22 protein-coding genes are annotated in these 26428 nt (G+C 41.3%); 17 read left to right on the top strand and 5 right to left on the bottom strand.

From position 1 onward, the window contains the following. Positions 1-68 precede the first annotated feature (68 nt). The 5 genes from JWQ85_RS02345 to JWQ85_RS02325 all read left to right on the top strand — a co-directional run bounded on the left by JWQ85_RS02345 (position 69) and on the right by JWQ85_RS02325 (position 4757). Complete coding sequence (locus JWQ85_RS02345; RefSeq protein ID WP_299463332.1) at positions 69-950, top strand: oxidoreductase; 882 nt, start codon at positions 69-71, stop codon at positions 948-950. A gap of 81 nt (positions 951-1031) precedes the next feature. Beyond that, positions 1032-1373: a YciI family protein gene (locus tag JWQ85_RS02340; RefSeq protein WP_299463329.1), complete on the top strand. Its 342-nt coding sequence runs from the start codon at positions 1032-1034 to the stop codon at positions 1371-1373. Positions 1374-1436: 63 nt separating this feature from the next. Continuing rightward, positions 1437-2678: a DUF6596 domain-containing protein gene (locus JWQ85_RS02335; protein WP_299463326.1), complete on the top strand. Its 1242-nt coding sequence runs from the start codon at positions 1437-1439 to the stop codon at positions 2676-2678. Positions 2679-2683: 5 nt separating this feature from the next. Then, positions 2684-3484: an AraC family transcriptional regulator gene (locus JWQ85_RS02330; RefSeq protein WP_299463324.1), complete on the top strand. Its 801-nt coding sequence runs from the start codon at positions 2684-2686 to the stop codon at positions 3482-3484. A gap of 112 nt (positions 3485-3596) precedes the next feature. Next, complete coding sequence (locus JWQ85_RS02325) at positions 3597-4757, top strand: hypothetical protein (protein ID WP_299463321.1); 1161 nt, start codon at positions 3597-3599, stop codon at positions 4755-4757. Positions 4758-4761: 4 nt separating this feature from the next. Here JWQ85_RS02325 and JWQ85_RS02320 read toward each other — a convergent pair whose 3' ends face one another. Further along, complete coding sequence (locus JWQ85_RS02320) at positions 4762-5694, bottom strand: TIM barrel protein (protein WP_299463318.1); 933 nt, start codon at positions 5692-5694, stop codon at positions 4762-4764. Between the two features lie 98 nt (positions 5695-5792). Then, positions 5793-7337: an MFS transporter gene (locus JWQ85_RS02315; RefSeq protein ID WP_299463315.1), complete on the bottom strand. Its 1545-nt coding sequence runs from the start codon at positions 7335-7337 to the stop codon at positions 5793-5795. Between the two features lie 178 nt (positions 7338-7515). Here JWQ85_RS02315 and JWQ85_RS02310 point away from each other — a divergent pair, with 178 nt between their 5' ends. From JWQ85_RS02310 to JWQ85_RS02270, 9 genes are all read left to right on the top strand, one after another. Further along, the gene (locus JWQ85_RS02310; protein WP_299463312.1) at positions 7516-8103 is read left to right on the top strand and encodes an RNA polymerase sigma-70 factor; all 588 of its coding nucleotides are present in this window, start codon (positions 7516-7518) and stop codon (positions 8101-8103) included. Positions 8104-8181: 78 nt separating this feature from the next. Further along, positions 8182-9132 carry a FecR family protein gene (locus JWQ85_RS02305; RefSeq protein ID WP_299463310.1) on the top strand — a complete coding sequence of 317 codons (951 nt, stop codon included), beginning with the start codon at positions 8182-8184 and terminating at the stop codon, positions 9130-9132. Between the two features lie 260 nt (positions 9133-9392). Next, positions 9393-12734 (top strand): TonB-dependent receptor, encoded by a 3342-nt coding sequence (locus JWQ85_RS02300; protein WP_299463307.1) that lies wholly within the window; start codon positions 9393-9395, stop codon positions 12732-12734. 12 nt (positions 12735-12746) lie between these two features. Then, positions 12747-14396 carry a RagB/SusD family nutrient uptake outer membrane protein gene (locus tag JWQ85_RS02295; RefSeq protein ID WP_299463304.1) on the top strand — a complete coding sequence of 550 codons (1650 nt, stop codon included), beginning with the start codon at positions 12747-12749 and terminating at the stop codon, positions 14394-14396. 39 nt (positions 14397-14435) lie between these two features. After that, positions 14436-15575, top strand: coding sequence for a SusE domain-containing protein (locus JWQ85_RS02290; RefSeq protein ID WP_299463301.1), 1140 nt, complete (start codon positions 14436-14438; stop codon positions 15573-15575). Positions 15576-15646: 71 nt separating this feature from the next. Then, the gene (locus tag JWQ85_RS02285) at positions 15647-16807 is read left to right on the top strand and encodes a glycoside hydrolase family 76 protein (protein ID WP_299463298.1); all 1161 of its coding nucleotides are present in this window, start codon (positions 15647-15649) and stop codon (positions 16805-16807) included. A gap of 64 nt (positions 16808-16871) precedes the next feature. Further along, positions 16872-18287 carry a glycoside hydrolase family 125 protein gene (locus JWQ85_RS02280; protein ID WP_299463295.1) on the top strand — a complete coding sequence of 472 codons (1416 nt, stop codon included), beginning with the start codon at positions 16872-16874 and terminating at the stop codon, positions 18285-18287. Between the two features lie 14 nt (positions 18288-18301). Further along, positions 18302-19375 (top strand): glycoside hydrolase family 76 protein, encoded by a 1074-nt coding sequence (locus JWQ85_RS02275; RefSeq protein WP_299463292.1) that lies wholly within the window; start codon positions 18302-18304, stop codon positions 19373-19375. A 17-nt stretch (positions 19376-19392) separates the two neighbouring features. Continuing rightward, entirely contained in the window at positions 19393-21864 is a 2472-nt protein-coding gene (locus tag JWQ85_RS02270) for a glutaminase family protein (RefSeq protein WP_299463289.1), read from the top strand. Positions 21865-21935: 71 nt separating this feature from the next. On the opposite strand, the gene JWQ85_RS02265 is transcribed toward JWQ85_RS02270, so the two are convergent. Next, on the bottom strand, positions 21936-22283 hold the full coding sequence (locus JWQ85_RS02265) for a helix-turn-helix domain-containing protein (RefSeq protein WP_299463286.1): 348 nt from the start codon (positions 22281-22283) through the stop codon (positions 21936-21938). Positions 22284-22367: 84 nt separating this feature from the next. On the opposite strand from JWQ85_RS02265, the gene JWQ85_RS02260 reads away from it, so the two are divergent. Then, positions 22368-23111, top strand: a complete 744-nt coding sequence (locus JWQ85_RS02260) for an SDR family oxidoreductase (protein WP_299463283.1) — start codon at positions 22368-22370, stop codon at positions 23109-23111. Between the two features lie 72 nt (positions 23112-23183). On the opposite strand, the gene JWQ85_RS02255 is transcribed toward JWQ85_RS02260, so the two are convergent. Next, positions 23184-23993: an SDR family oxidoreductase gene (locus JWQ85_RS02255; protein WP_299463281.1), complete on the bottom strand. Its 810-nt coding sequence runs from the start codon at positions 23991-23993 to the stop codon at positions 23184-23186. A gap of 34 nt (positions 23994-24027) precedes the next feature. After that, a complete protein-coding gene (locus JWQ85_RS02250; protein WP_299463278.1) occupies positions 24028-24423 on the bottom strand; it encodes a heme-binding protein in 396 nt (131 codons plus the stop codon). Between the two features lie 214 nt (positions 24424-24637). Here JWQ85_RS02250 and JWQ85_RS02245 point away from each other — a divergent pair, with 214 nt between their 5' ends. Continuing rightward, on the top strand, positions 24638-25561 hold the full coding sequence (locus JWQ85_RS02245) for an AraC family transcriptional regulator (RefSeq protein WP_299463275.1): 924 nt from the start codon (positions 24638-24640) through the stop codon (positions 25559-25561). A gap of 40 nt (positions 25562-25601) precedes the next feature. Continuing rightward, the coding region (locus tag JWQ85_RS02240; RefSeq protein WP_299463272.1) for an amidohydrolase family protein at positions 25602-26428 on the top strand (827 nt) is incomplete at its 3' end.

Genomic DNA, 26428 nt, shown 5'->3' with positions numbered 1-26428 from the left:
GAGCTTTTTAACAAAGCGCAAACTTCTTGAAGAACCTACCTTTGTCTTAAACAAAAACAAATAAAACAATGACAAAAGTTTGGTTTATAACAGGCAGCTCCCGCGGATTGGGGCGCAGCCTAACAGAAGCAGTACTTGCAAAAGGTGATAAAGTAGCGGCCACAGCCCGCAATACCGATAAATTAAAGGACCTGGTAGAAAGCTACCCAGAGCAGATATTCCCTATATCGCTTGATGTTACACAACACGATGAAGTGTACCAGGCGGTTGCGGATACAGTTGCCCATTTTGGCAGGATAGATGTATTGGTAAACAATGCCGGCTTTGGTATTACAGGTGCGGTTGAGGCCCTTACTAACGAACAGGTTCGCAGTCAGCTGGAAACAAATTTGTATGCACCAATTGAAATAACCCGTGCGGTATTACCTTATATGCGTAAACAACGTTCGGGCCATATTCTGCAAATAAGCTCGATAGGAGGCAGGGTAGGTAGTGGTGGTGTAACTATTTACCAGGCAGCTAAGTTTGGTTTAAGCGGCTTTAGCGAAGGCCTGGCTATAGAGGTAGCGCCCTTTGACATTAAAGTGATTTGTGTTGAACCCGGTGGTTTCCGTACAGACTGGGCAGGCGACTCGATGGGTTATGCCCGGGAAATTGAAGGCTATGATACGGTTAACCAACGGGCTAATTTCTTTAAAAGCGGCAGTTTTACCCCAATGGGCGACCCCGATAAGGCGGCAAAGGTGATGATAGATATTGTTGAGCAGCCACAACCACCATTACATTTACTATTAGGTACTGAGGCAGTGGCCATTGTAAAACATTCTGAAGCAGCAAAATTAGCCGAACTGGAAAAATGGGAATCGGTGAGTATATCAACCGACCATGATGATGCCGAAAACTTCCTGGAATCAGAACAGGGGAAAAGGTATCTTGCCCTGAAGAAATAATATTTAAAAGAAATGTTTTTATTTTGTCCAATATTGTAAAAGCCAATCGTCATTAGGTTTTAACAACTTAAATTTAACAAAATGAAAGATTTCTTATTGGTTTTCAGAAACGATTTTGCGAGCATCCCTAAAGGATCACCTGAAGAATTGCAGGCCTTAACAAAAAAATGGATGGACTGGGTTGGCGGTATTACTGCTCAAAACAAACTAACCGACCGGGGTAGTAGTTTAGCCGGTGGCGGTAAAGTTGTAAGGCCAAATAATGTAATTACGGATGGCCCATACACCGAAATTAAAGAGGTAGTTGGCGGCTACACTATTGTTAAAGCCGAAACAATTGAAGAAGCTGCTGAACTGGCAAGCGGTTGCCCTATTTTTAATTACGGTGGCAACGTTGAAGTACGCGAGATAAACGTAATGTAAAGGCTGGTAATAATTAAAATACCCCAAAAGCCTTTGTGAATTACAAGGGCTTTTGGCTTTATTATGGAGCAACAAGAATTAATACCACATTTATTTAGAACCGAGTACAGGAAAATAACCGCTGTACTCTGTAAGCTTTTTGGTATCTCGCATATAGAGATCGCCGAAGATATAGCCAGCGATACATTCCTGCTGGCATCTGAAACATGGGGGTATAAGGGATTGCCCGAAAACCCGGTTGCCTGGCTTTATAAAGTTGCCTCCAATAAAGCTAAAGACTATTTTAAACGCGATGTACTATTTCATCAAAAGATAGCCGCTCAAATAAGCAATTCGTTTACCGGCACCGGCGAAATTGCGATAGACCTGTCTGATAAAAATATTGTAGATAGCCAGCTGCAAATGATGTTTGCCATTTGCCATCCTTCAATACCGGTTAATGCGCAGATAGGTTTGTCGTTACGGATACTTTGCGGTTTTGGTATTGAGGAAATTGCCGATGCCTTTTTAACTAATAAAGAAACCATAAACAAGCGATTATTCCGGGCTAAGGAAACACTGCGGATTGAGAAAGTAAAAATTGAATTTCCAAATAAGCAGGAAATAAATAAACGCCTCGAAGCTGTATTAATAACATTGTATCTTCTTTTTAACGAGGGGTATTACTCTTCCAGTCAAAACATTCCCCTGCGGCAAGACCTTTGTTTGGAAGCCATGCGTTTAACGCATTTACTTATCCAGAATCCTTCAACTAATGAGCCCTCGATAAACGCGTTAATGGCTTTAATGTGCTTTCACTCGTCGCGATTTGAAGCCCGGATAGATAAAAAAGGCGATCCCGTTTTATACCAGGATCAGGATACCGGCCTTTGGAACCAGGAACTGATAGCCAAGGGTATGTATTACCTCGGCCAAGCATCTCAGGGAAATGAAATATCAAAGTATCATTTAGAAGCTAATATTGCCTATTGGCATACAGTAAAGGAAGATACCGAAGAGAAATGGGAAGGTATTTTACAGTTGTATAATCAATTATTGCAAGTAGAGTATTCGCCTATAGCGGCGCTGAACCGCACCTACGCGCTATCAAAAGCTAATGGAAAGCCAGAAGCAATTATAGCCGCCGAAAAGTTAAAATTGATAGATAATCACCTTTATCACTCCCTTTTAGGCGAGCTTTATACAAATATTGATAACGTTAAAGCAGTTATGCACTTTAAAACTGCTTTAAAACTGGCCAAATCGGTAGCTGATAAAACCATTATATCAAATAAAATCCTTGAACTAAGTGTTCAATCAAACTGAAAACAATGCCACGCGAATCAGAAAATAGTTCTAAAATAACGTACTCCTGCTATTTTACCCGCACCAGGGAGGGCGAACAATTTGTACCCGAACATGTGTTTAGTTATCAAATTTCGGGTACGCTTACCATGAACGACGGGCAAAAAAAATATGCTTTTAACCCAGGCGATTTCAGGTTCATCAGGCGTAACAACCTGGTTAAATTTTTAAAGCAACCACCACCCAATGGTGAATTTAAGTCGGTGTCTGTTTACCTTGACCAGGAAACACTGCGCGATTTTAGCATCCAATATGGCTACAAAGCTACATCACATTACAAGGGTGATACTATAATTATCCCCAAAAGTGAACCCATATTTAAAAGCTATATGGATTCGTTGCTGCCTTATCAGCAAGAGGGAATAGTAATAAACGAAAAATTGCAAACCTTAAAACTTCGCGAACTTCTGCTGATCTTATTACAAAGCAATCCCGAATTAAAGGATGTGCTGTTTGATTTTAGCGAACCCGGTAAAATAGATCTGGAAGGTTTTATGGAAAAGAACTTCCACTTTAATGTACAGCTAAAAAGGTTTGCTTACCTAACCGGCCGCAGCCTGGCCACCTTTAAGCGCGATTTTGAAAAGGTATTTAACAGCACGCCAAGCCGGTGGTTGCAGCAACGCAGGTTACAGGAAGCGCATTATCTAATAAAAGAAAAAGGCAAAGCACCATCTGATGTTTATCTGGAATTGGGTTTTGAAGATCTGTCGCACTTTTCGTTTGCTTTTAAGAATAAATATGGTGTTTCGCCATCAAGAATATAGCCTTAATAATAATTTTTTTATGTTATGTAATCGTTAAAATAACGTACATTTAATGTAACCAAATTATTAAGCCATGTGCAGGCTTTCTTATTTTTTACTTTCAATACTGCTCATGCTGTCATTTACCAAGGTAAAGGCGCAGGGGCAAGAAGTGCGCGTAGATTTTTATAAAGATCCTTTCCTGGTTAAAGTTGACAATTCTGCTTTAATTGATATGCCTCAATTACTTAATGCAGAGATCTTTAAGAAATGTTATGCGGCCATTGACGCAGGCAAGTATCAGCCAATTATCGATTCGCTTTTAAACTACAAACAAGAGCATCAGCTAAACGACTGGCTGTACTATCAGCTTATTCGTAGGGTGGCGCAGCAAATAAGCCCTAAAGAAGTTAATTACGGCAGATATACCTTTTATAAGTGGTTCATGCTCAATAAGTCCGGGTATGATGCAAGGCTGGCACTATCTCACCAAAAGCTTATATTTTATGTTTACAATAACGAGGATATTAGTGATATACCATACTTTATGGTTGATGGGAAGCAGTTTGTTTGCTTAAACTATCATGATTATGCCAAGGCTGATCTGAATACCGACCCGCCCATACCGGTAAACATTCCTGTTGCTGCAGCAACAAAAGCATTTTCATACAGAGTAATCCTGATGCCCGACTTTAAACCCGAACATGATATTGAAAAGCAAATGTCTTTTGTGTACGAGCATAAAACATATCACTTTAAGGTAAAGCTAAATACCGATCAGGAAAAGGCATTTAATAATTATCCCGGTGTTAGTTTTGAAACATATTTTAATATCCCGTTGAGCAAAGAAACATACGGCTCACTTATCCCGCTGTTAAAGAAGAATATGAAAAAGATGGACGAGAAAAAAGGAGTAGATTACCTGATGCGTTTTACCCGTTACGCATTCCTTTACGAGAACGATAACGATAATTTTGGCAAGGAGAAACGCCTTTCGCCGGGTGAAACCCTTGCCTCAAACTATAGTGATTGTGATGACCGTGCAGCCTTGTTCTTTTACTTAGTAAAAGAGCTATACAATTTGCCTATGATAGCCCTGTTGTACCCCACACATATTACCATGGCAGTTGAATTTAGCAAACCCATCGGCGACCCTATTGTATACAAAGGCAAAACCTATTCCCTATGTGAACCAACCCCGCAAGGCGAAAATTTGGAGATAGGGCAAATGTCGGCTAAACTAAAAAGCACACCGTACCATGTGGTATATGCTTACGAACCCTTACATAAATAACAGTTTACAAAAAACTATCACTTTCCCTATAAGCTTCAATTACACGCAACTCGCCTTCTTTGCCCGGGCGTGAATTTCCGTGCTCCATACCTAATACGCCTTTGTAGCCCTTTTCGTGCAAAAATTTGAAGATGTTCTTGTAGTTCACCTCGCCAGTAGTAGGCTCGTTACGACCCGGGTTGTCACCTATCTGGAAATAGGCTATCTCATCCCAGGTAAGTTTAATATTATTGATCATATTACCCTCATTCTTTTGCATGTGGTACATATCATACAATATTTTGCACGATGGGCTATTAACACCCTTGCATATCATATAGGTTTGTGCCGATGTTCTTAGGTACAAATCGGGTGTATCGCTTAGGGGTTCAAGCACCATAACAATGCCGTGGGGCTCTAAAATTTCAGCGCCTTTTCTTAATGCTGTAATTACATTAGCATTTTGGATATCTAACGGAAGGTTCCTGGCGAAATCGCCTGGCACTACTGTAGCTAATTTACCGCCGCATCTTTTAGAAACCTCAACAGCCTGGCGACAGCCTTTTAAAAAGATATCTACGTATTCCTGTTTGCCGGCGGCTAAGGTATTGGCGCCGTTTCCACCTTTATCTAACACAAAAACACCCATAGCCATATTTAATTTAGCCAGTAGGCTGCCAATTTTTTCCTGCTCGGCAGCGGGCCTGCTGCTCATGCCGTTATCTTCAATGCTACGGAAACCCTGGTCATACATAAACTGGATCTGATCAAGGAAATTAGCACCAGCCGAATTTTTGAACATACCATCGTGCGGGGCATAATTCATATTAAATGGTTTGCCCGGGGCAATGGCTACATCATTATTGCAACTTGTGGTGGTGCTTGCTAAAACCGCGTTGCCGGCTAATAAAGCGCCCGATGCTAATAAACTATTTTTTAAAAAGCTGCTTCTATCCATTGTTATAGGTATAAATATTTGGTGCGTGTAATATCCAATTTTTTATGAAGATTATTATGAGTAATATTATTTATTGGATTTAAGGGAGTTGCACTTCACTACTTCCCTTTCTTAACCGCGCTATTTTTGATGAAAAAAACGGCCATTAATGCCCCTAAAAAGCCTGAAAACGCCGATATTTGCATGATTTTACCATAGGCGGATATAAAACTTTCTTTGTAAGCTTTTTCAATAACTGCTTTATCTTTTCCCTCAAAACCTTTGGGTACTTTAGCATTGCCCAAATTAATCGACTGCTTTTCTATAACTTGTTTTTGCTTACTATCCAGCCTTACATTTTTAAGTTCGCCCTGCAGTGCCCCCGAAAAAAAGAGTACGGCCAGCGCACCTAATATCGCGTTAGCAAAAACACTGGCTATGCGGGTAAGCGCATTGTTTACGCCCGATGCCGTTCCCGAAAAATGATCGCTTACCGAACCCATTACCGCTGTTGTAAGCGGTGCCACGGTGAGCGACATGCCTAACCCAAAAACCAGTATCCCCGGGAAAAATGTTGTCCAGTAATCTGCCGGGCCTGTGGTTTGCTTTACAAACGATAAAATAAGCAGCCCTGCGCCCGCAATAGCCGGGCCGCATATCAATAATAGCCTTGGGCCATGTTTATCGGCCTGTGCGCCTGCAAAGCGGGCAAGGGTTATCATTAAAACTGTAAAAGGCAGGAAAGTTAAACCAGATTGCAGCTGACTATAACCTTGTACCTGTACCATGTTCAACCCCAGGAAAAGCATACCAGCGCCTAAACCTGCATAAAGGAAAAAGGTAAGCAAATTTGCGCCGCTAAACGTTAAGTTGGTAAATAGCTGCAAAGGCATCATGGGGTATTTGCTTTTCTTCTCAATAAGTATAAAAACTAACAGTAACAACAGCCCACCGCCTAACGAACTATATACCTGCCAGTTGTTTAAACCGACAGCAGGTATTCGCAAAAAGCCAAATGTGAGTGCTGCCAAACCCAACGCGATAGCTATAGCACCGGCAAAATCTAAACCTTGTATGCCCTCTTCATCCTTTATTTCTTTTACCTGCCGGGCTAATATGATGAGTGCCCCAATGCCTATTGGGATGTTTATAAAAAAGATATAGCGCCACAGGCCCGCATCGCCAAAAGCGCCACCCAATACCGGGCCGCCCATGGTTACCACAGTAGTAAAGGCGCTCCAGGTGCCAATAGCCTTGCCGCGTTCTTTTGGGTTGATAGAAGAGGAGATGAGCGATAAACTACCCGGTATCATCAGCGCACCGCCAATGCCCTGCAGCATCCGGAAAACAACAAGCAGTGTAACACTTGGCGCAAAACCACAAGCCGCCGAACCCAGAATAAAAATAAAGATCCCGGCCATAAATACCTTTTTGCGGCCAAGCCTATCGCCCAGCGAGCCGCCAATGAGTATGAGCGCCGCTAACATGAGCAGGTAGGCATTCAGGATCCAGAACAGGTCGGTTCCGCTTGCGTTGAGGCTTTTTTGCAAGGATGGCAGCACCACATTAAGCGCCGTGCTATCAATAAACGCCATTGCCGATGCCATAATGGACGACACCATTATCCACTTACCGGCTTTACTACCCAATGCAACTGTTGCCATATCAAAGGTTTATAAAGTAAACTTACTGAAAACGCATGGTAAAACTATTGTAAGCTGTTCCATATGTTCAATTATATAATATGGAACAGAGCACGTAAAATACACTAAGCTATTTTTTATTTAAAATAAACTTTGTAATTATGCCTTACCAATTACACAAACCATTTACCGTCCATTTATGCTTCCAGAAAAGGAATATCAAATGTGGCCCGATTCAGAATTATTAGCTCTGTTAAGGCTGGATGACCGTAAGGCGTTTGAAATGCTGTACAATAAATATTCGCCAAAAATTTACCATGTGGCCTATAACCTGTTTCGCGATAAAGCAATTTGCGAAGATCTGGTGCAGGAATTGTTCATAGACCTTTGGACGAAAAGAAATAATCTGAATATATCCTCTCTGGAGTGGTACCTGAAAGTAGCTATTAAGAACCGGGTGCTTATGTATATCCGCACCAAAAAAGCCACACTTGATCTTTCGGCCATTGCCATGCTTACCGAAAAATACACTGCAGATAGCAAGCTGTTGCAAAACGACATTAGCACTATACTGGAAAATAACGTGGAACGCCTGCCCGAAAAATGCCGGCAGATATTTACACTTAGTCGTAAAGAATACCTGTCTAACAAAGAGATAGCTTCCCGTTTAAATATCTCTATAAAAACGGTTGAAAACCAAATGACCATTGCCTTGCGCTACCTGCGTGCCGGCCTTACCGATTACCTGCCTATGGTAATTGCTGCACTCTTGCTGCATCTTTTTTAACATCCGGTATATTTCTAAAAATATTTTCATTCTGTTTAGGGGGTAGGCCTCCCCAATTGCATCTTACATATATAAACCATGAGAAAGTTTACTTTTCTGAGAAAAAAAATCCAGGCCAAAGACCGCTCTTTGCAGGAAAAACTTGTGACCAAATATTTTGACGACCTGCAGCTTAACCAACAGCCAAAGGCCGGCCAGGATGCAGGTTTTGATAGCGATGAGGTATACAACCGCATTATCAGAAATATTGATGAATTGCCGGTTAAGTCTGCAAATCGTCGTAAAAAATGGATGGTTGCCGCGTCATTGTTTGCCGTAGCGTCTTTCTCGGCGTTGCTTTTTCAATACCGCAGCCAGGTACTTAATGTTGTATCGCCTATAACGCAAAAGCAAATAGTGGCTGCTAACGGTCACGTAACCAACCTAACTCTTGCCGATGGTACCAAAGTTTGGCTAAACGGGGGCAGTAAATTAAGCTATCCGGAAACCTTCCGTGGCGATAAAAGAGAGATCACTTTGGTAGGTGAGGCTTTTTTGGAAGTTGTACACGATGCTAAAAAGTCATTTATTGTTCATACAGGCAACATTAAAACCCAGGTATTAGGTACCAGCTTTAATGTAAAAGCATACCCCGAAGACAATTTTGTAAAGGTTGATGTAGCTACAGGTAAGGTGGGTGTTGTTGCAGCATTGGCCAAAACTGTTTTTCTTACACCTGCCGAAGAGGTTATAGTTAATAAGAAAGATCACAGCGCTATAACAACCCAAGGCGTAGATGTGAATGCGCTTAGCGGCTGGAAAGACGGCGAGTTTATTGTAAAAAATATGCCGTTGCCGGAGGTGTTAAACGCTATAAAACACCGGTTTAATATACTGATAAAGGCCGATGCTAATCTGACGAAATGTTCCATATCGGCCAATTTTACAAATGTATCCTTACAAAACATAGTGAAGATAATATCAAAGCTGGTGAAGGGTAAAGCCATTGCAGAGGGCGAAGGATACCGTTTAAAGGGCAAAGGCTGTTAATAAAAGAAAACCAATTATTATACAAGATAAAACCAATTATCAATTAACCTAAATTAAAAACAGATGATGACATAAATACATAAAAAAACCCTGTTCAATGGGATTTGAAACAGGGTCATTAAAATGCCGGGTTATTATTAAGTGTACGTTTAGAGGTCGAATTCAGAACGCCGCACTTGAATTTCAAACACTTTAATTTATTCAAATCTATGAATATATCTCTATTTTCAAATGGAGTAGTTCGTTATGTATTAATATTAATGAAATTTACCTCGCTTGCCTGCTTTGTTGTTTGCTTAATGTGCTTTACGGCCGTTGCAAACAATACTTATGGCCAGAAATTTTTAGAGCAACAGGTAACGCTTAAGTTGAAAAACATGAAGCTGACCGATGCGCTCGAAAAATTATCGGCCGATAAACAAGTAAAATTTGCTTACGCAGATAACATACTAAAGCCGTCATTCAGGGTAGATCTAAATGTAACTAATAAAAGCATCAAAGAGGTGCTTAACGAGGTTTTAACTCCATTTAACCTTGGTTACAGAATTATTGATGACGTTGTAGTTATCAGCGATAGGGCCGAAGTTGCTACATACACAGGCCTTGTAAAGGAAGCTGTAAAAGCGATAAAGGTACAAGGTAAGGTAGTTGATGATACCAACTTACCTTTACCGGGTGTAAGTGTAAAGCTTAAAGGCTCAAGTTTAGGTACAGTTACCGATGTTAACGGTAATTTTGTTTTAGACTTGCCAAATGCCGATGGTATATTGGTATTCAGCTTTATAGGCTTTACATCGAAAGAAGTCCCGCTTAACGGGCAAACCACCGGTATTAATGTGCAATTAGTGCCTGCACAAAATGCCCTTAACGAGGTTATTGTGGTAGGTTACGGCACACAAAAACGTGTAAACGTAATTGGCGCGGTCGACCAGATCACCGCGGCTGCAATTGAGGGTAAACCTGCTGTTAACCTAACACAGGCTTTACAGGGTACATCACCAAACTTAATTATACAGCAAACCAGTAACGAACCGGGCGCTTATCAAACCATTAACATTCGTGGCGTTAGTACTTTTGGCAACAACAACCCGCTAACCGTTATTGATGGTATTACCGGTGGAGACCTTAATTTGCTTAACCCGCAGGATATAGAGAGCGTATCTATATTAAAAGATGCAGGTAGTGCGGCCATATACGGTTCGCGTGCGGCTAATGGCGTAATATTGGTTACCACAAAAAAAGGTAAGAAGAACGCCGGTGCTGTACTTACTTATAACGGGCAAGCCGGTGTACAGGTACCCCATGTAGGTTATAAACCCGTACACTCTTACGAAAACGCCATTTTACGTAACGAGGCGGTTGTAAATGCTGGCTTAACGCCAATTTACAGTCCGGAGCAAATACGCCAGTTTCAGCAACAGGGCGATAACCAATGGTTTTTGGATGCTATTCTACAAAATGCAGTTCAGCAAAATCATAACCTGAGCTTATCGGGCGGTAGCGCTAATTCAACTTATCTGGTATCAGCCGGTGTGCTTGATCAGCGTAATAATCTGGTTGGCCCCGATTACGGCTTAAGGCGTTATAATTACCGCATGAACCTAAGCAGCGATTTTGGCCGCCTAAAACTGACCAGCATTTTGGCTTACACCCGCACCGAGATCAAAGAACACTCTTTTAACACCGGGACGCTTATTGTAGATGCAGGCAGAACGCCAACATATTATAAGATAAAAGACGATCAGGGCAACTATCTGACCAATGATGTATTGGCCGAATTTAACCCGCTTGGTATTCTTGAAAAAGGTGGTTTCCGCAAGCGCGATAACGATAACATATTTGGAAACCTTACCGCGGAGTTAGGCATCACCAAAGATTTGAAGCTGAAGGGTGTGTTTGGTGGTACATTGCTATCAAACCATATGTTTGGCCGTGTTATACAGGTTAACTTTTCACCAAAAGGTACTTACGGTTCAGACAGGAACACTAATGATGAAAATAATAAAAACCTGTTCGTCAATTCGCAATTTTTGGCGCAATACACCAAAACATTTGCAAAAAATCATAATGTTGATGTGTTGGTCGGTGTGGCAAATGAATCAACCAACAACGAGAGCAATTATCTACGCCTGAAATTTACCGACCCTGAGTTAGGTACACCAATTACAGGCACGATTATCGAAACTTCATCAACAGGTACAAATAATAACAAAAGCGAAAGCAGCCTTAACTCTGTATTCGGGCGCGCTTCATACTCGTTCAAGAATAAATACTATGGTGAGTTTGATTTTAGGCTTGATGCTTCTTCAAAATTCGCTAAAAATTACCGCAATGCATTCTTCCCTTCCGGAACTGTGGGTTACCGCATAACTGAAGAGGATTTTATGCAAAATTATCGTGATAAATTTGGCGACCTTAAGTTGCGTGCCTCATATGGTATTTTAGGTAACCAAAACGTTGGTGATTACCAATTCCTGAATACATTTGGCGTATCAACAGATAGTTTTTATGCATTTAATAACCTGGCTCAAAGCACAGCCACAATAGGTTTTGCAAATCCTAATATCCGTTGGGAACGCGCAGCTACATTTAACCTGGGTGTTGATGCAACCTTTTTTCATAATGCGCTTACTGTATCTGCCGATTACTTTAATAAAATTACCCGTGATATCTTATTGCCTCCGGTTGTACCCGGAGTATTTGGTGCCGGCCTGCCCGATTATAATGCAGGTGAGGTGCAAAACCGTGGTTGGGAGCTTAATATCAACTATCGTTTAAGAACCGGCGCGTTTAACCACAGCTTTGCTTTCAATATAGCCGATACCAAAAACAAGGTATTGAAACTGGAAGGTGGCGACCAATTGAGGAGTTACGATGAGATGCAGATCATAAATAAAGTTGGTTTGCCTATCGGTTCATACGTTGGCCTGGTGCGCGATGGTTACTTCCAAAATTTGGATGATATAAACAATGGCCCAAAACCGGCCGGCCTTAATGTACAGCCTGGCGACAACCGCTATGTAGATATCAACAAAGACGGTATTATTGACGATAACGACAAATTTGTATTAGGTAACGGCTTCCCTCGCTTAACTTTTGGCTTTACCTACAACGTTGCTGTTAAAGGTTTTGACCTTAACTTGTTTCTACAAGGTGTGGGCAAACGCAGCATGTTTGTTAGGGGCGAGCAGGTGGAACCTTTCCACGTAAATTATTCGCAGGTTATTTACCAGCACCAGTTAGATTACTGGACGCCACAAAACCCCAATGCACGTTACCCTCGCCTTGCGGCAAGTGGCAGCCAGTCTAACGAGAATAACTTCCGCCGTGGTTCTGACATGTATTTGTTTGATGGTTCATACCTAAGGGTTAAAAACGTACAAATAGGTTATACCCTGCCACAGGGTATCTCTAAAAAGATTGGGATGAAGAAAGTAAGGACTTACATAACCGGCCAAAACGTTCTTACGTTTTCGGGCATGAAGTTCATCGACCCAGAGTCGACCGAATTGCGTGGCAATGTAACTGCCGGTGGTGCAAACAGTGGTAGGTCATACCCTCTGCCTATCTATTATGGTTTTGGTATTGATATATCCCTTTAAATCTACACAGACATGAAAAAAATTAATATCAATAAAATAGGTTTGGCGCTTATGCTAATAACTGCGTTATCGGCATGTAAAAAGCTTGATCTGGCGCCTGAAAATAAGTTTACAGATGCCAATTACTGGACTACTACAGATAAAGCAAATAATGTTTTAAATACAGCTTATTCGCAAATATCCAACAGCAGTTATTTCTTTTCGATGGAAGCGATGTCTGACAACGCATACAACGGGCGCGGCGATAACAACGGTGTTGCATCACTTGCAGCAGGAACTTATGATGCATCATTAGGCCGCTTAAAGGGCGAGTGGGGCGATCATTACCGTGGTATAAAAACCTGTAACATTTTTTTAGAAAATGTTGACAAGGTTACATCGATGGATGCTACGCTAAAAGCACGTATGAAAGCCGAAGCAAGGTTTATCCGTGCATGGCATTACTTTTTACTGGAGACCTGGTGGGGTGATGTGCCGTTGATAGAGAAGGATCTGACAATAGACGAATCAAAAGTAATAGCACGTACGCCTAAAGCCGACATTGTAGCTTTTATATTAAAAGAGCTTGACGAAGCTGCAACTTCACTGCCGGCAAACACTGCTTTAGCAGAAGCCGACCGTGGCCGTGTAACCAAAGGCGCTGCCGTTGCACTAAAAGCAAGGGTATTACTATATGAAAGCCGCTGGGCTGATGTGATAACCGAGTGCGAAAAACTTATAGGTAGTACAGCAAACGGTAACTATGCGTTATTTAATTCGTACGAAGGTTTGTTCCTTCCTCAAAACGAATACAATAGTGAAGTTATATTCGATTTGCAATACTTACCGCCTTCGGTTGCCAACAGGTCATACAGCGATTTTAGGGATATGGCGCCAATATCAGTTGGCGGCAGGTTAAACGCAATAGCCCCAACCCAGGAACTGGTTGATAGCTATTTGATGACTAACGGCAAAAAACCGGGTGAGGCAGGTTCTGGTTATGACGAGAACAACCCATATGTAAACCGCGACCCCCGTTTAACCAATACTGTTGTATATCATTTATACCAGTGGAAAGATCGTGATAACAGTATCAAAACTATTTATACCAAACCTGGCAGCGATCCTAATCCAGATCCTACAAAGCGCTTTGATGAATATGCACCGGGTTCAACATCATCGCCAACAGGTTACTATACACGTAAATATTTTGACCCTACATCTACTGTGGCAGATTTTGGCTCGGGCTTAAACCTGATACTAATACGTTATGCAGATGTACTTTTAATGTACGCCGAAGCCAAAAATGAACTAAGCCAAATGGATGCCGGTGTGTGGGACAAAACCATAAAAGCAATACGTTCCCGTGCGGGCTTTACTGCTTCCGAAGCAATAAATTTCCCGGCTGGCGATCAGGCATCATTGCGCAATATTATACGTGACGAACGCCGTGTTGAGTTGGCAATGGAAGGTTTACGCATATTTGATATCCGCCGCTGGAAAACCGCCGAAACCGTACTGAGTGGCTGGGCGCACGGTGCCAAATTTGGCGCTGCCGGTGTAGATAATGGTTATATACGTGCCAACCTGCGCACATTTGATAAAAACAAAAATTATTTATGGCCAGTACCAAGGGACGAGAGGGCGGTTGACCCGAACCTTACACAAAACCCGGGTTGGTAATTCAATAAGTATTTAAAAAAATTATAATCAATTAAGATCATGAAAAATATTTTTTATAGCCTGCTTGCAGGTATTGTAGCGCTGGTTGTTATATCAGGCTGCAAAAAAGACAAAACACTTGGCAGTACAAAAGTATCAGCGGTAAGCAATTTGTTTTTACCCGAAGATGCAAAATATGTGAAGATAGCATCGGGCGCATCAGGTTCAGTCGCATTTGAATGGGAGCAGGCCCGCGCAGAAGATAATGGTTTGGTTTTATATGAGGTGGCATTTGATAAAGAGGGCGGAGATTTTTCGAAGCCCCTTTATTCGGTGCCTTCAGATGGTAATGGTTTGTACAACAAGTTAACCTTAACCTACAGCGACCTTAATAAAATTGCTACCCTTGCCGGTGTAAAACCACAGGAAGCAGGTAAAGTAAAATGGACTGTAATGTCGTCAAAAGGCATTAATGTTGTACCATCAGCGCAAACCCGCATTATTGAAATTGAGCGCCCTGCAGGTTTTACCGATATCCCAACCGAACTTTTCCTAACCGGTACGGCAACTGAAGGTGGCGATGACTTGACCAAAGCTGTTAAATTTAAACAAACAGCTCCGGGTAAATTTGAGATCTATACATCTTTAAAAGCAGGTTCTTTCCACTTTGCAGACCGAGGTACTGGTACCCCGTTAACTTATTCTTATGATGGTACTAAATTAACTGAGGCCGGTAATACTGAATTTACCGGTGCAACTAAAGTTGAAAAAATAGAGGTTGACTTTAACGTAGCAGCATATAAAACTACCGAAGTAACAGCCGTAGGCCTTTGGTTTGCTGCCGATAACAAGATCTGGTTTGATCTGCCTTACACCAGCAACGGTACATGGGCAGCTGATAAACAATCCATCGTTTTCCACCAGGAATCATGGGGACGTGATGAGCGTTACAAATTCAGGTTCACCTTTAAAAATGCGGATAATACTTCGTCAACCCAGTTTTATGGTAGTGCTAACTCAGATAATAATGCTGCCGATGCCAATACCGCGCCTTCATACTATTACATGAAACCGGTAAACAACTCACAGTACGACTATTGCTTTAAGTTTAACCATGCATTTGATAATAAAACTGCTGATATTAAAATAATGTTCAACAACACTGCTGCTGAGTATACGCATTCGGTAACAGGTAATTAATTCGTTAAGAATCTCTGTTTGCAAAGCTTTTCAAAAGGCTTTGCAAACTTTTAATCAACAAACTTTAGTTTATGAACAGCATAACTCAACATATAAAAAAAGTGGCACTGGCGGGGCTTATCCCTGTTATGCTTACTTCCTGCTTAAAGGATAAACCTTTTCCATTGTATGGCAACAAACCATCGGCTGTAATTAATTACACTTATGCCGCCACGGCAGACACCCTGCAGGACAAAACGTATGCTACGTTCCTGTCGGCGAATGGTAATTACTTTATCCAAAATAATGGTGGCAATACCAACTATAACTATTGGCCGCAAGCCCATACAATGGATGTGCTTATTGATGCATACCTGCGTACAAAAAACGAGGTTTACAAACAACGTATAAAATCGCTTCTTAACGGTACTAAGGCTACTAATGGCAATAAATTGCAAAACGAGTATTATGATGATATGGAGTGGCTGGCGCTGTCAACCCTGCGTGCTTTTGAAGCCACAAACGATCCTGATTATCTTGCCGCTGCCGGCACTTTGTGGACAGACATTAAAACCGGTGTTAATACAAACCAGGGTGGTGGTATAGCATGGCGTAAATCGCAATTGGACTACAAAAACACCCCGGCGAATGCACCGGCTATTATATTTGCCGCACGCCTTTATCGCCTGCAAAAAAATGAGGCCGATCTTACATTGGCAAAAGAGTTATACACTTGGCTGAAAGGTACACTTGTTGACCCAACAAGCGGTATTGTTTGGGATGGTATCAATGGTAACCACGATGGCCAGATCAGTAAGAATAAATTTACCTATAACCAGGGTACATTTATCGGCGCAGCGCTCGAACTATATAATGCTACGGGCGATGGTTCTTACCTGAGTGATGCTGTGCGTACAGCCACCGCAACTATTAAAGACCTTGATATATCACCCGGTGGCTTGCTTAAAAGCGAAGGCCAGGGCGATGGTGGTTTGTTTAAAGGTATTTTAGTTAGGTATCTTACCCTTTTAACTTTAAAAGAGGATGTATCGTCTACAGACCGTGAGGCATACGCGAAGTTCTTAAAATATAATGCCGAAACCCTGTTTGTTAAGGGAATAGGCCGACCAGATTTTATGATTAGTCCGGATTGGAAAGCAAAACCATCCGGCACAACAGACCTAACTACACAAATAAGTGGAGTTACGACGATGGAAGCCGCAGCCACGTTAAAAGCAGCCGGCAAATTTTAAACACTGAGATGGATCTTCCGGGTTATATTTGCCCGGAAGATTTTTTTTTACCTATTTTGAGAATATGAAGAGAAGGCAATTTATTGGAAGCACCACTTTATTAGGTGCAGGTGTATTAATGAACAAGTTTTCGTTTGCAGCTAATGCGGCGTTCCCGGTAGTACGGGTGCCTGTATCAGCCAGAAAGTTCAAAAGTGTATCGGTTGAAAAAGCGATAACAGAATTTAAATCGAAAGTGAAGAACCCTGAATTGGGTTGGCTTTTTGAGAATTGTTTCCCAAACACGCTGGATACCACTGTAACTTATAAGTTAACAAACAACAAACCAGATACCTATGTAATTACCGGCGATATTGATGCCATGTGGCTGCGTGATAGCAGTGCGCAGGTTTGGCCGTACATTGCTTTCATTAATAAAGATGCCGACCTTAAAAAGTTGGTTGCGGGTGTTATCAATCGCCAGGTTACCTGCATTTTACGCGACCCTTATGCTAATGCTTTTTATGACGACGCTAATAAAGTAGGCGAATGGAAAGATGATGTTACCGATATGAAACCCGGTTTGCACGAGCGTAAATGGGAGATAGACTCGCTTTGTTACCCTATACGCCTGGCCTATAAATATTGGAAACTTACCGGTGATGCAACGCCGTTTGATGCCCGTTGGAAAACCGCCATACAAAGCGTGCTGAAAACTTTTAAAGAACAGCAGCGCAAAGAGAACGACGGGCCGTATTCGTTCCAGCGTAAAACAGCTTGGGCTACCGATGGTGTACCTATGAATGGTTATGGCTATCCTGTTAAGCCGGTTGGTTTGATCTGTTCTGCCTTCCGCCCAAGTGATGATGCTACCATTTATTCTTACCTGGTACCATCAAACTTTTTCGCGGTAACCAGCTTAAAACAATCAGCAGAGATGGTGAAATCTATTTCAAAAGACGACGCTTTATCCGCAGAGTTACTTACCCTTGCTGCCGAAGTAGAAGCAGCATTGCAAAAACACGCGGTAATTGATCACCCGGATTATGGCAAGATCTATGCCTACGAAGTGAATGGCTTTGGTAGCTACAATTTAATGGACGATGCCAATGTGCCAAGCCTTTTAGGCATGCCATACCTTGATGCTGTAAAAAATACTGATCCGGTTTATATCAACACCCGTAAAATGCTACTATCATTAAATAACCCCTTCTTTTTTAAAGGAACAGCAGGCGAGGGTATAGGTGGCCCGCATGTTGGTAAGGATATGATATGGCCGATAAGTATCATCATCCGTGCGATAACAAGTAATGACGATGCCGAGATAAAAGAATGTATTGAAACCCTACGCAAAACGCATGGCGGTACAGGCTTTATGCATGAGTCATTCCATAAAAACGACCCCACTAAATTCACCCGTAAATGGTTTGCCTGGGCTAATACCCTTTTTGGCGAACTGCTTTGGGAAACATATACCCAAAAGCCACACATACTGGCTTAAGATCTTTTAACCCTATGAAATACCTATCATTAACCGTGATACTGGGCTTTGCCATGGCTTTTAATTCCATTGCGCAAACTGTTGATTATAAAAGCCGTATCCAGCTTATCAATAAAAATATTTACGATAAGCTTTACGATGAAAAGGCCGGTTTGTATCTGGAAACAAATAATGCTGCCGAAAATAAAGGTAACCACTCGTTCCTTTGGCCGCTATGTGCTATGATACAAGCCGCTAACGAAATGGAAGTGTTGGAACCATCAAAAAAATATATTGCCCCGGTAATTAAGGCCATTGACCAGTATTATACAGCCCGGCCTCCAGCGCCCGGTTATCAGGCTATGGTGGTAAAAGAAAAAACCGACCCTCGTTTTTATGACGATAACGAATGGGTTGCTATTGCCCTGATGGATGCCTATGGCCGTACCCATAATAAGCAATACCTGGAAACCTCAAAGATGATCTATCGCTTCCTGCTAACCGGTTTAAACAATGTTGGCGGCGGTGGCTTTTACTGGGAAGAAGGGAATTTTAAAGGTAAAAATACCTGCTCAAACGGGCCGGGCATTTTAGTAGCGCTTCGTTTATATCAGGCTACTAAAGAGAAAGCTTATTTAGATACAGCCATTAAGGTTTACAACTGGACAAAGAAAAACCTGCTTGCCACTAACGGTGTTTATTATGATGCTATTAAATTGCCATCGTTGAAAATTGATTCGGCATATTATACATACAATGCAGGTACTATGCTACAATCGGGTGTGGTGCTGTACAATATCACTAAGGATAAAAAATATCTTGATGACGCCCGTAATGTAGCCGTAGCTTCAGAAAAATATTTCTACAGAAATGGTAAATTGCCAAACAATTACTGGTTTAACGCTGTGCTGATACGTGGCTATATAGAGCTATACAAGGTAGATAAAAATAAAAAACAGCTGCAGTTTATTATTGATGATGCCGAGCGTATCTGGAAAGACGAGAAATATGAGCAAAACCTGATAGGCAAGAGAAAAAATAAGACATTAATTGACCAGGCTGCCATGCTGGAAACTTACGCCCGTTTACAAAAGTTAAAATCCGAATAAATACTAATCATATACCTATGAAAAGCCCTTTAAAAATTGTTTGCCTGCTTGCTTGTGTATTCATTAGCAATTTTGCAAATGCCCAGGCTACCAAAGCGCCTGCGTATCCGCTTATTACGCATAACCCATATTTTAGTGTATGGTCATTTTCTGATGACCTTAACGCGTCTACAACCCGGCATTGGACCGGCAAGAACCAATCCTTATTGGGTTTGATAAAGGTGGATGGCGAAACATATCGCTTTATGGGCAAAGAGCCTGTGGCTTACAGAACTGTTTTGGACGATGGTGATACAAAACCCTACACTTGTAAATTTACCGAAACCAAACCTGCCGATGGTTGGGAAACCCCGGGCTTTAATGATAAAACCTGGAAAACCGGCACAGCTCCATTTAGTGAGGACCCAAAGATGGCTAAAACGCTTTGGAAAACCCGCGACCTTTGGGTGCGCCGGACTTTCATCTACAAGAAAACAACACCGATAAATAAGTTAATACTAAAACTTCATCATGATGATGATGCCGAAGTTTATTTGAACGGTGAAAAGATAAACGTAAGCACTGGTGCCAATGGCGACTTACTACCGGTTGAAATAAAAGGTAATGTTGCCAATAAATTAAAAGAAGGCGAGAACGTGCTGGCTATGCATTGTGTAAATACAGGTGGCGGCGCATGGCTTGATGCAGGTTTGGCAGATGAAATAAAGCCTGTTGTGAATAAGAATTTAAAAACAGCTAAACAAACCAGCGTTACGGTTAATGCTACCCAAACCATTTATACATTTACCTGTGGCAAAGCCGATCTGCAATTAACATTCACTTCGCCGTTATTGATGGATAACCTGAGTTTGATGTCGAGGCCGGTTACCTATATTACTTACAGCGTAAAATCTAACAACAGCCAAACACATGATGTAAAGGTTTACTTTGGTGCATCGGCAGATGTAGCCCGCAATAAATCGTCGCAAGTTGTAACCACGCAAAAATATACGCTTAATAAGTTATCTATTTTAAAAGCGGGTACTAAAGAGCAGCCTGTATTGCAAAAGAAAGGTGACGATCTGCGTATTGATTGGGGCTATATGTATGTAGCAGCGCCTGTATCTGAAAACGCTTTACAATATATTACTAAAAATAGCCAAACAGTAGGCTCTTTTACCGGCATCCAAAAAGCATCTACCACAACAGTGGGTACATCAGTATTCTTGAATACCGTTATTCCGTTTGGGAAGGTTGGTAATACAGCTGTCGAGAAATTTATAGAGGTAGGTTATGATGACATATACTCGGTACAATATTTTGGTAAAAACCTTAGGCCATGGTGGAACAAGGATGGTAACAAAACCATTGACGGCGAACTTAAACAAGCCGCTATTGACTATAAAAGCATTATAAGCAAATGTGTTGCCTTTGATGATGCCATGAAAGTTAAAGCATCGGCCGCGGGTGGTTTAGAGTATGCTAAACTATGCGCAATTGCCTATAGGCAGGCTATATCCGCGCATAGTTTAGAAAGAAGTCCGGAGGGAGATATCCTGTTCTTATCAAAAGAAAACTTTAGTAATGGTTCTATAAACACGGTAGATGTTACCTATCCATCGGCACCGTTATTTTTAGTCTACAATCCCAATTTATTAAAGGGGATGCTAAATGGCATTTTCTATTATAGCGAGAGCGGCAAGTTTAAGAAACCATTTGCTGCGCATGATCTGGGCACTTATCCGTTAGCAAACGGTCAAACATATGGTGAGGATATGCCGGTTGAAGAATCGGGTAATATGATATTGCTTACTGCTGCTATCGCGAAAGCAGAGGGCAAAGCAGACTATGCTAAAAAACATTGGGCAACCTTAACTACCTGGGTAGGCTTTTTAGTTAAAGAGGGGCTTGATCCGTCAAACCAGCTTTGTACCGATGATTTTGCGGGTCATTTGGCACGTAATGCAAACTTATCATTAAAGGCTATAAATGGTATTGCGGCATATGCCATGCTGGCCGATATGCAGGGAGATAAAGCTACTGCTACTAAGTATCATACCATTGCAAAAGATTTTGTAGCTAAATGGATGAAAATGGCTGACGCAGGCGACCACTATTCGCTGGTTTTTGAAAAGCCCGATACCTGGAGCCAAAAATATAACCTGGTATGGGACAAAATGCTTGGCCTTAACCTGTTCCCTAAAGAGGTTTATACTAAAGAGATAAAATACTATCTGACAAAACAGAACGAATATGGCCTGCCGTTGGATAGTCGTAAAACTTACACAAAATCTGACTGGATAGTATGGACAGCAACTCTTGCCGATAATGCGGAAGATTTTAAAGCCCTAACAGATCCAATTTATAAATATGCTATCGAGACATCATCTCATGTGCCTATAAGCGACTGGCACGAAACTACTAATGGCAAACAAGTAGGTTTCCAGGCACGCAGTGTGGTAGGAGGGTATTTTATGAAAATGCTGGAGCAGCAATGGTTAAAAAAGTAGTTAAATCTGCAAATCAACAATGACAAAAGCCCGGCGCAAAAAATGCGACCGGGCTTTTCAATTAAACATACTTATCTCTCCCTTATTTTGTCGCGGTGTGCAATACCCCAATCTATCATGGCGGTAATTACAGGTGCAAATGTTTTACAATACTGGGTCGATTCATATTCTACCAAAACAGGTATATCTGGTGTAACCGTTCGGGTGATAAGCTTGTTGGCTTCCAACTCTTTTAACTCGCGGGATAACATTCTTGTAGTAATGCCCGGGATGCTGCGTTCAATTTCCCGGAAGCGCTTATTTCCATTACAAATAGAATTAATGATGGGCAGTTTCCATTTGCCACCAATAACATAAATGGTATCCTGCAGTGCCTGCCTTTCTTGTGCCTGGTTTCTTATTTGTGTTTCTGTTTCCATTATACTGGTATACTCTGTTATACTGGTTACAAATGTATACCATTTCAATTATATTTTTGTACAGGAATAAAAACAAAAAATAAAATGGAAAATTTAAAAAATAAAGTAGCGATAGTAACCGGTGGAAATAGTGGTATTGGTTATACTGCAGCAAAAGAATTAAAAGAACAGGGTGCACTAGTTATCATTACCGGGCGCAGAAAAGAAGCGATTGAAAAAGCGGCGGCAGAGCTGGGTGTTACTGCAATGGTTGCAGATCAATCAAGCGTAGCCGATATTGAAAGCCTGGCTGCCAATGTAAAAGCAAACTTTGGCAATGTAGATATACTGTTTATAAACGCCGGTATATTAGGCATGGCATCTATTGAACAAACAACCGAGGCTATGTTTGATGATGTTATTGATATCAACTTTAAGGGCGCTTATTTTACTTTAAGCAGGTTTATTCCTTTGCTTAACAATGGTGCTTCGGTGGTTTTCTTATCATCAAATACCGCCAGCATGACTAATCAAAACGCATCTGTATACTCTTCAAGTAAAGCGGCCCTTAACTCGGTTATGAAAACAGCCGCTTTAGAGTTAGCACCCAGAAACATCAGGGTGAATGCTGTTAGCCCCGGCCCAACAGAAACTGAAGTTTTTACCAAGTTGAATTTAGACGAAGCTACCCTTAAAACTATAAAGGAAGCTACAGTAAATAGGGTGCCTTTAAAGCGCATGGGTACTTCTGCTGATGTGGCAAGTATGGTAGCCCATCTGTGTAGCGATGCGGCAAAATTTATAACAGGTGCCGAGGTTTTAATGGATGGGGGTATGGTTTTAGCCTAATGGAATGCAAGCCAAAACTTTAAATACAACAAGAGGCTATCCCTTTTTGAGATAGCCTCATAATATGTTTTGTTATATCGTGTTCTCCCAAGCCTTTAACTGATGATCTTTCAGCATATCTTCTACAAATTTAGGAACCACGTTACGGAACTTGCCGGTTTCTGATGGTACAATCTCAACCATCGCGTCAATCATTTCTTTTGGATCTAACCTGCCTTCGGGTGTGCCCAAAAGGCTATCGAATGTAGCCCTCATATCGGCGCGTTTGGTGAAGTTCTTGCTGTCATCCAACCAACGGAAAGGATTGTCGGCCATGGTTTCGTTATAGCCTGTTAAATAAGCCCCCGGATTAATGGTTTGGATCTGAATATTATACGACTTTAGTTCGTCATGCAATGCTTCCGCTATAGCTTCTAAAGCATGTTTGGTTGAAACGTAGATACCATAACCGGCAGGGGTGAACAAGCCACCCATCGAGGACGTGAAAACTACTTTCCCTTCCCTTTTTTCATTAATAAATTTAGCTATAAACTTTTGGGCCAGATCAAGAGGGGCAAAAACATTGGTTTCAAAGTTGCGCCTTACCAAATCTACAGGTATTTCAAATGTGGGCCCGGCTTCACCTATTCCTGCGTTGCTTAATAGGATGTCAATATCCCATGTTAGGGCGTATTTTACATCATAGGGATCTAAAATGTCAAGTTTTTCAACGCGCAGGTTATTTTCTAATCCAAGTTCTTTGGCTTTAAGGCGAAGTGCTGTTACTTGCGGGGATATTTGCACCCCGGCTATAACCTGGTGGCCTAATTGTGCTAAACCAATTGCTGTTCCTTCTCCGAGTCCAGAGCCTGCTCCGGTTATCAGAATTCTTTTGTTGCTCATAATTTTGTTTTTTATTTTAAATTGATCTGTTTAATTATTCTATAATACTTCCGGCTGTCGCGATAGAAAAGTCCTGAGGAATTGCGCCGCCCGATACACCGATGTATCCTATAATTTTCCCGCCTTGTTTTATTGGCATGCCACCGGCAAAGCCAACCAAGCCACCATTTGTGTTTTCGAGGCCGTAAGCTGCTGCTTCAGGTTTAAGAAATTCCCCAACTTGTTCAGTGTTCATCCTGAAAAGCATTGCAGTTTTAGCTTTTTGGATGGCAACATCAATAGTGCCTATAAATGCATCATCCATACGCTGCAGTGTTTTTAGGTAGCCTGTAGTATCCATAATGGCAATATTAACGGGAACGCCAATTTCATTCGCTTTGGCTTTTGCCTGGCTTAATACCTGTTCTGATTGTGTGAGTGTGATATCCATGATTTGTTTGTTTTAATTGACATAACAAAGGTGGCAAGATGCAAGGCCTCGGTGTTAAGCAATAACAAAGCAATACTTATGAATTTCAAAGATTTGCCTTTTTCAATGGGAGTGAGGTTGGCGCTTATCTGAAAGAGCAAGAGACACAGACTGGAATACTTAAACAAATATTGCAGGGGATATAATATATCTATTTTCTTGCTAAATTTACGTGATGAAGCAGCTTGCCCTGGATAGTAAGGCCATTGATATCCTTCGGGACCTTCCGGATATGATTCCTGTATTCAGGGAATTTTATGAGAGCTGGAACATTAGGGTATTTAACAGGAAACACCACGAGTGCAGGAACTATCTTTCGCCCAACAGGCGCGAGTTTTACAAAATATTACTGATAACAAAAGGGAGCGGCGTTTTTACAATGGGTTTAAATACCTATTATATTGAAGAGCCAACCATCTTATTCATCCACCCCAATGATATTATTTCCTGGAAAAACCTTACAGAAGAATCAGGCGGGCATTATGTGTTGTTTAAAAGCTCATTTATTAATACACACCCGCAGCTGAAAGCCACAATTGAAAAATTTGGCTTGTTCAGCAATAAAGACAAAAAGGTATTACGACTTTCAGAAAACGATACCACTATCCTTAATCAATTGTTTGAGATTATGGAAAAAGAAGATATTTCTGCGTCTGATTATCGTGAAGAGTCTTTACAGGCTTATTTACAATTGTTAATGGTTGAAAGCTTAAAAATTGGCCAATATCCTAAGCCAGATGTTGTTTCCGAAGATTTTGCTCATATATATCATTTTTTTGACCTGCTTGAACGCGAAACCTCTAACATCAATTATTCTAACCCCATACGCTTAAAAACAGCTAAGGAGTTTGCTGCAGATTTGGCGATACATCCTAATTACTTAAATGCGGTATTAAAAAAACATACCGGCCAAAATGTGAGCACCCATATCCGTAATCGTTTACTGGAAGAAACAAAAGCCCTGCTTCTGCAAACAGATTGGACAATGCAGGATATCGGTTTTAGTATCGGCTTTGCCGAACAGCCAAACTTTAATTCGTTTTTCAAAAAAAATACCGGTTTTACCCCATCCGAGTTTAGGAAAGCGTACCATGCTTAGTTACATGCCGCCCAAATATTTGTTAAAATATTAACCTCAAATGAATAGTTTTTTAAGATCCGCATCATTAGGCATATTATTGCTATCGTTCCCCGATTTGTTAAATGGTTCGTGGCAGGCTCTCTTCGGGCCTGTTAAAACGAAACAAGTGGCAGGCGTTTATTATACTGCTGAAGATTTTAGCTCGGTTAAAAAGTTTGATATCCACATTCATATTAATACAACCGAAGCTACTTTTATAAATCAGGCCCAGAAGGATAACTTTAAGTTTTTAGATATTGTTGATGACAGGCCATTTGGATTACCCATGGCAGGGCAACAAAAAATTGCCGTTTTTGACCTTGGTAAGTTTCCCGATCAAATGGCTTTTGCCACCACCTTCTCTGTAAAGGATTGGAATAATAGCGATTGGGTAGAAAAAACTATAGTCGATTTGAAGCACTCATTTTCGCAAGGTGCAAGGGCTGTTAAAATATGGAAGAATATAGGGATGGACCTACGTGATAAAAACGGAAAGTTTGTGATGGTAGATGATCCCAGAGTTGATTCTATTATAAGCTATCTCGAAAAAAATAAGATTCCTGTAATAGGTCACAATGGCGAACCTAAAGATTGCTGGCTGCCTCTTAATAAAATGATTTTCAGTAAGGATTATTATGGCGCGCATCCCGAGTATCATATGTACCTGCACCCCGAATATCCCTCATATCAGGATCAGATGGATGCAAGAGATAATATGTTGAGGAAGCATCCAAATTTGAAATTTATAGGTGCGCATTTAGGAAGTTTAGAGTGGAGCCTTGATGAACTGGCAAAGCGACTGGATAAGTACCCTAATATGAGCGTTGATCTGTCGCGAATGTCTAA

Source organism: Mucilaginibacter sp. (assembly GCF_028288105.1).
Taxonomy (GTDB): Bacteria; Bacteroidota; Bacteroidia; order Sphingobacteriales; family Sphingobacteriaceae; genus Mucilaginibacter.
The sequence above is the reverse complement of the archived record's forward strand: the minus strand, read 5'-3'. Positions and strand labels throughout refer to the sequence as shown.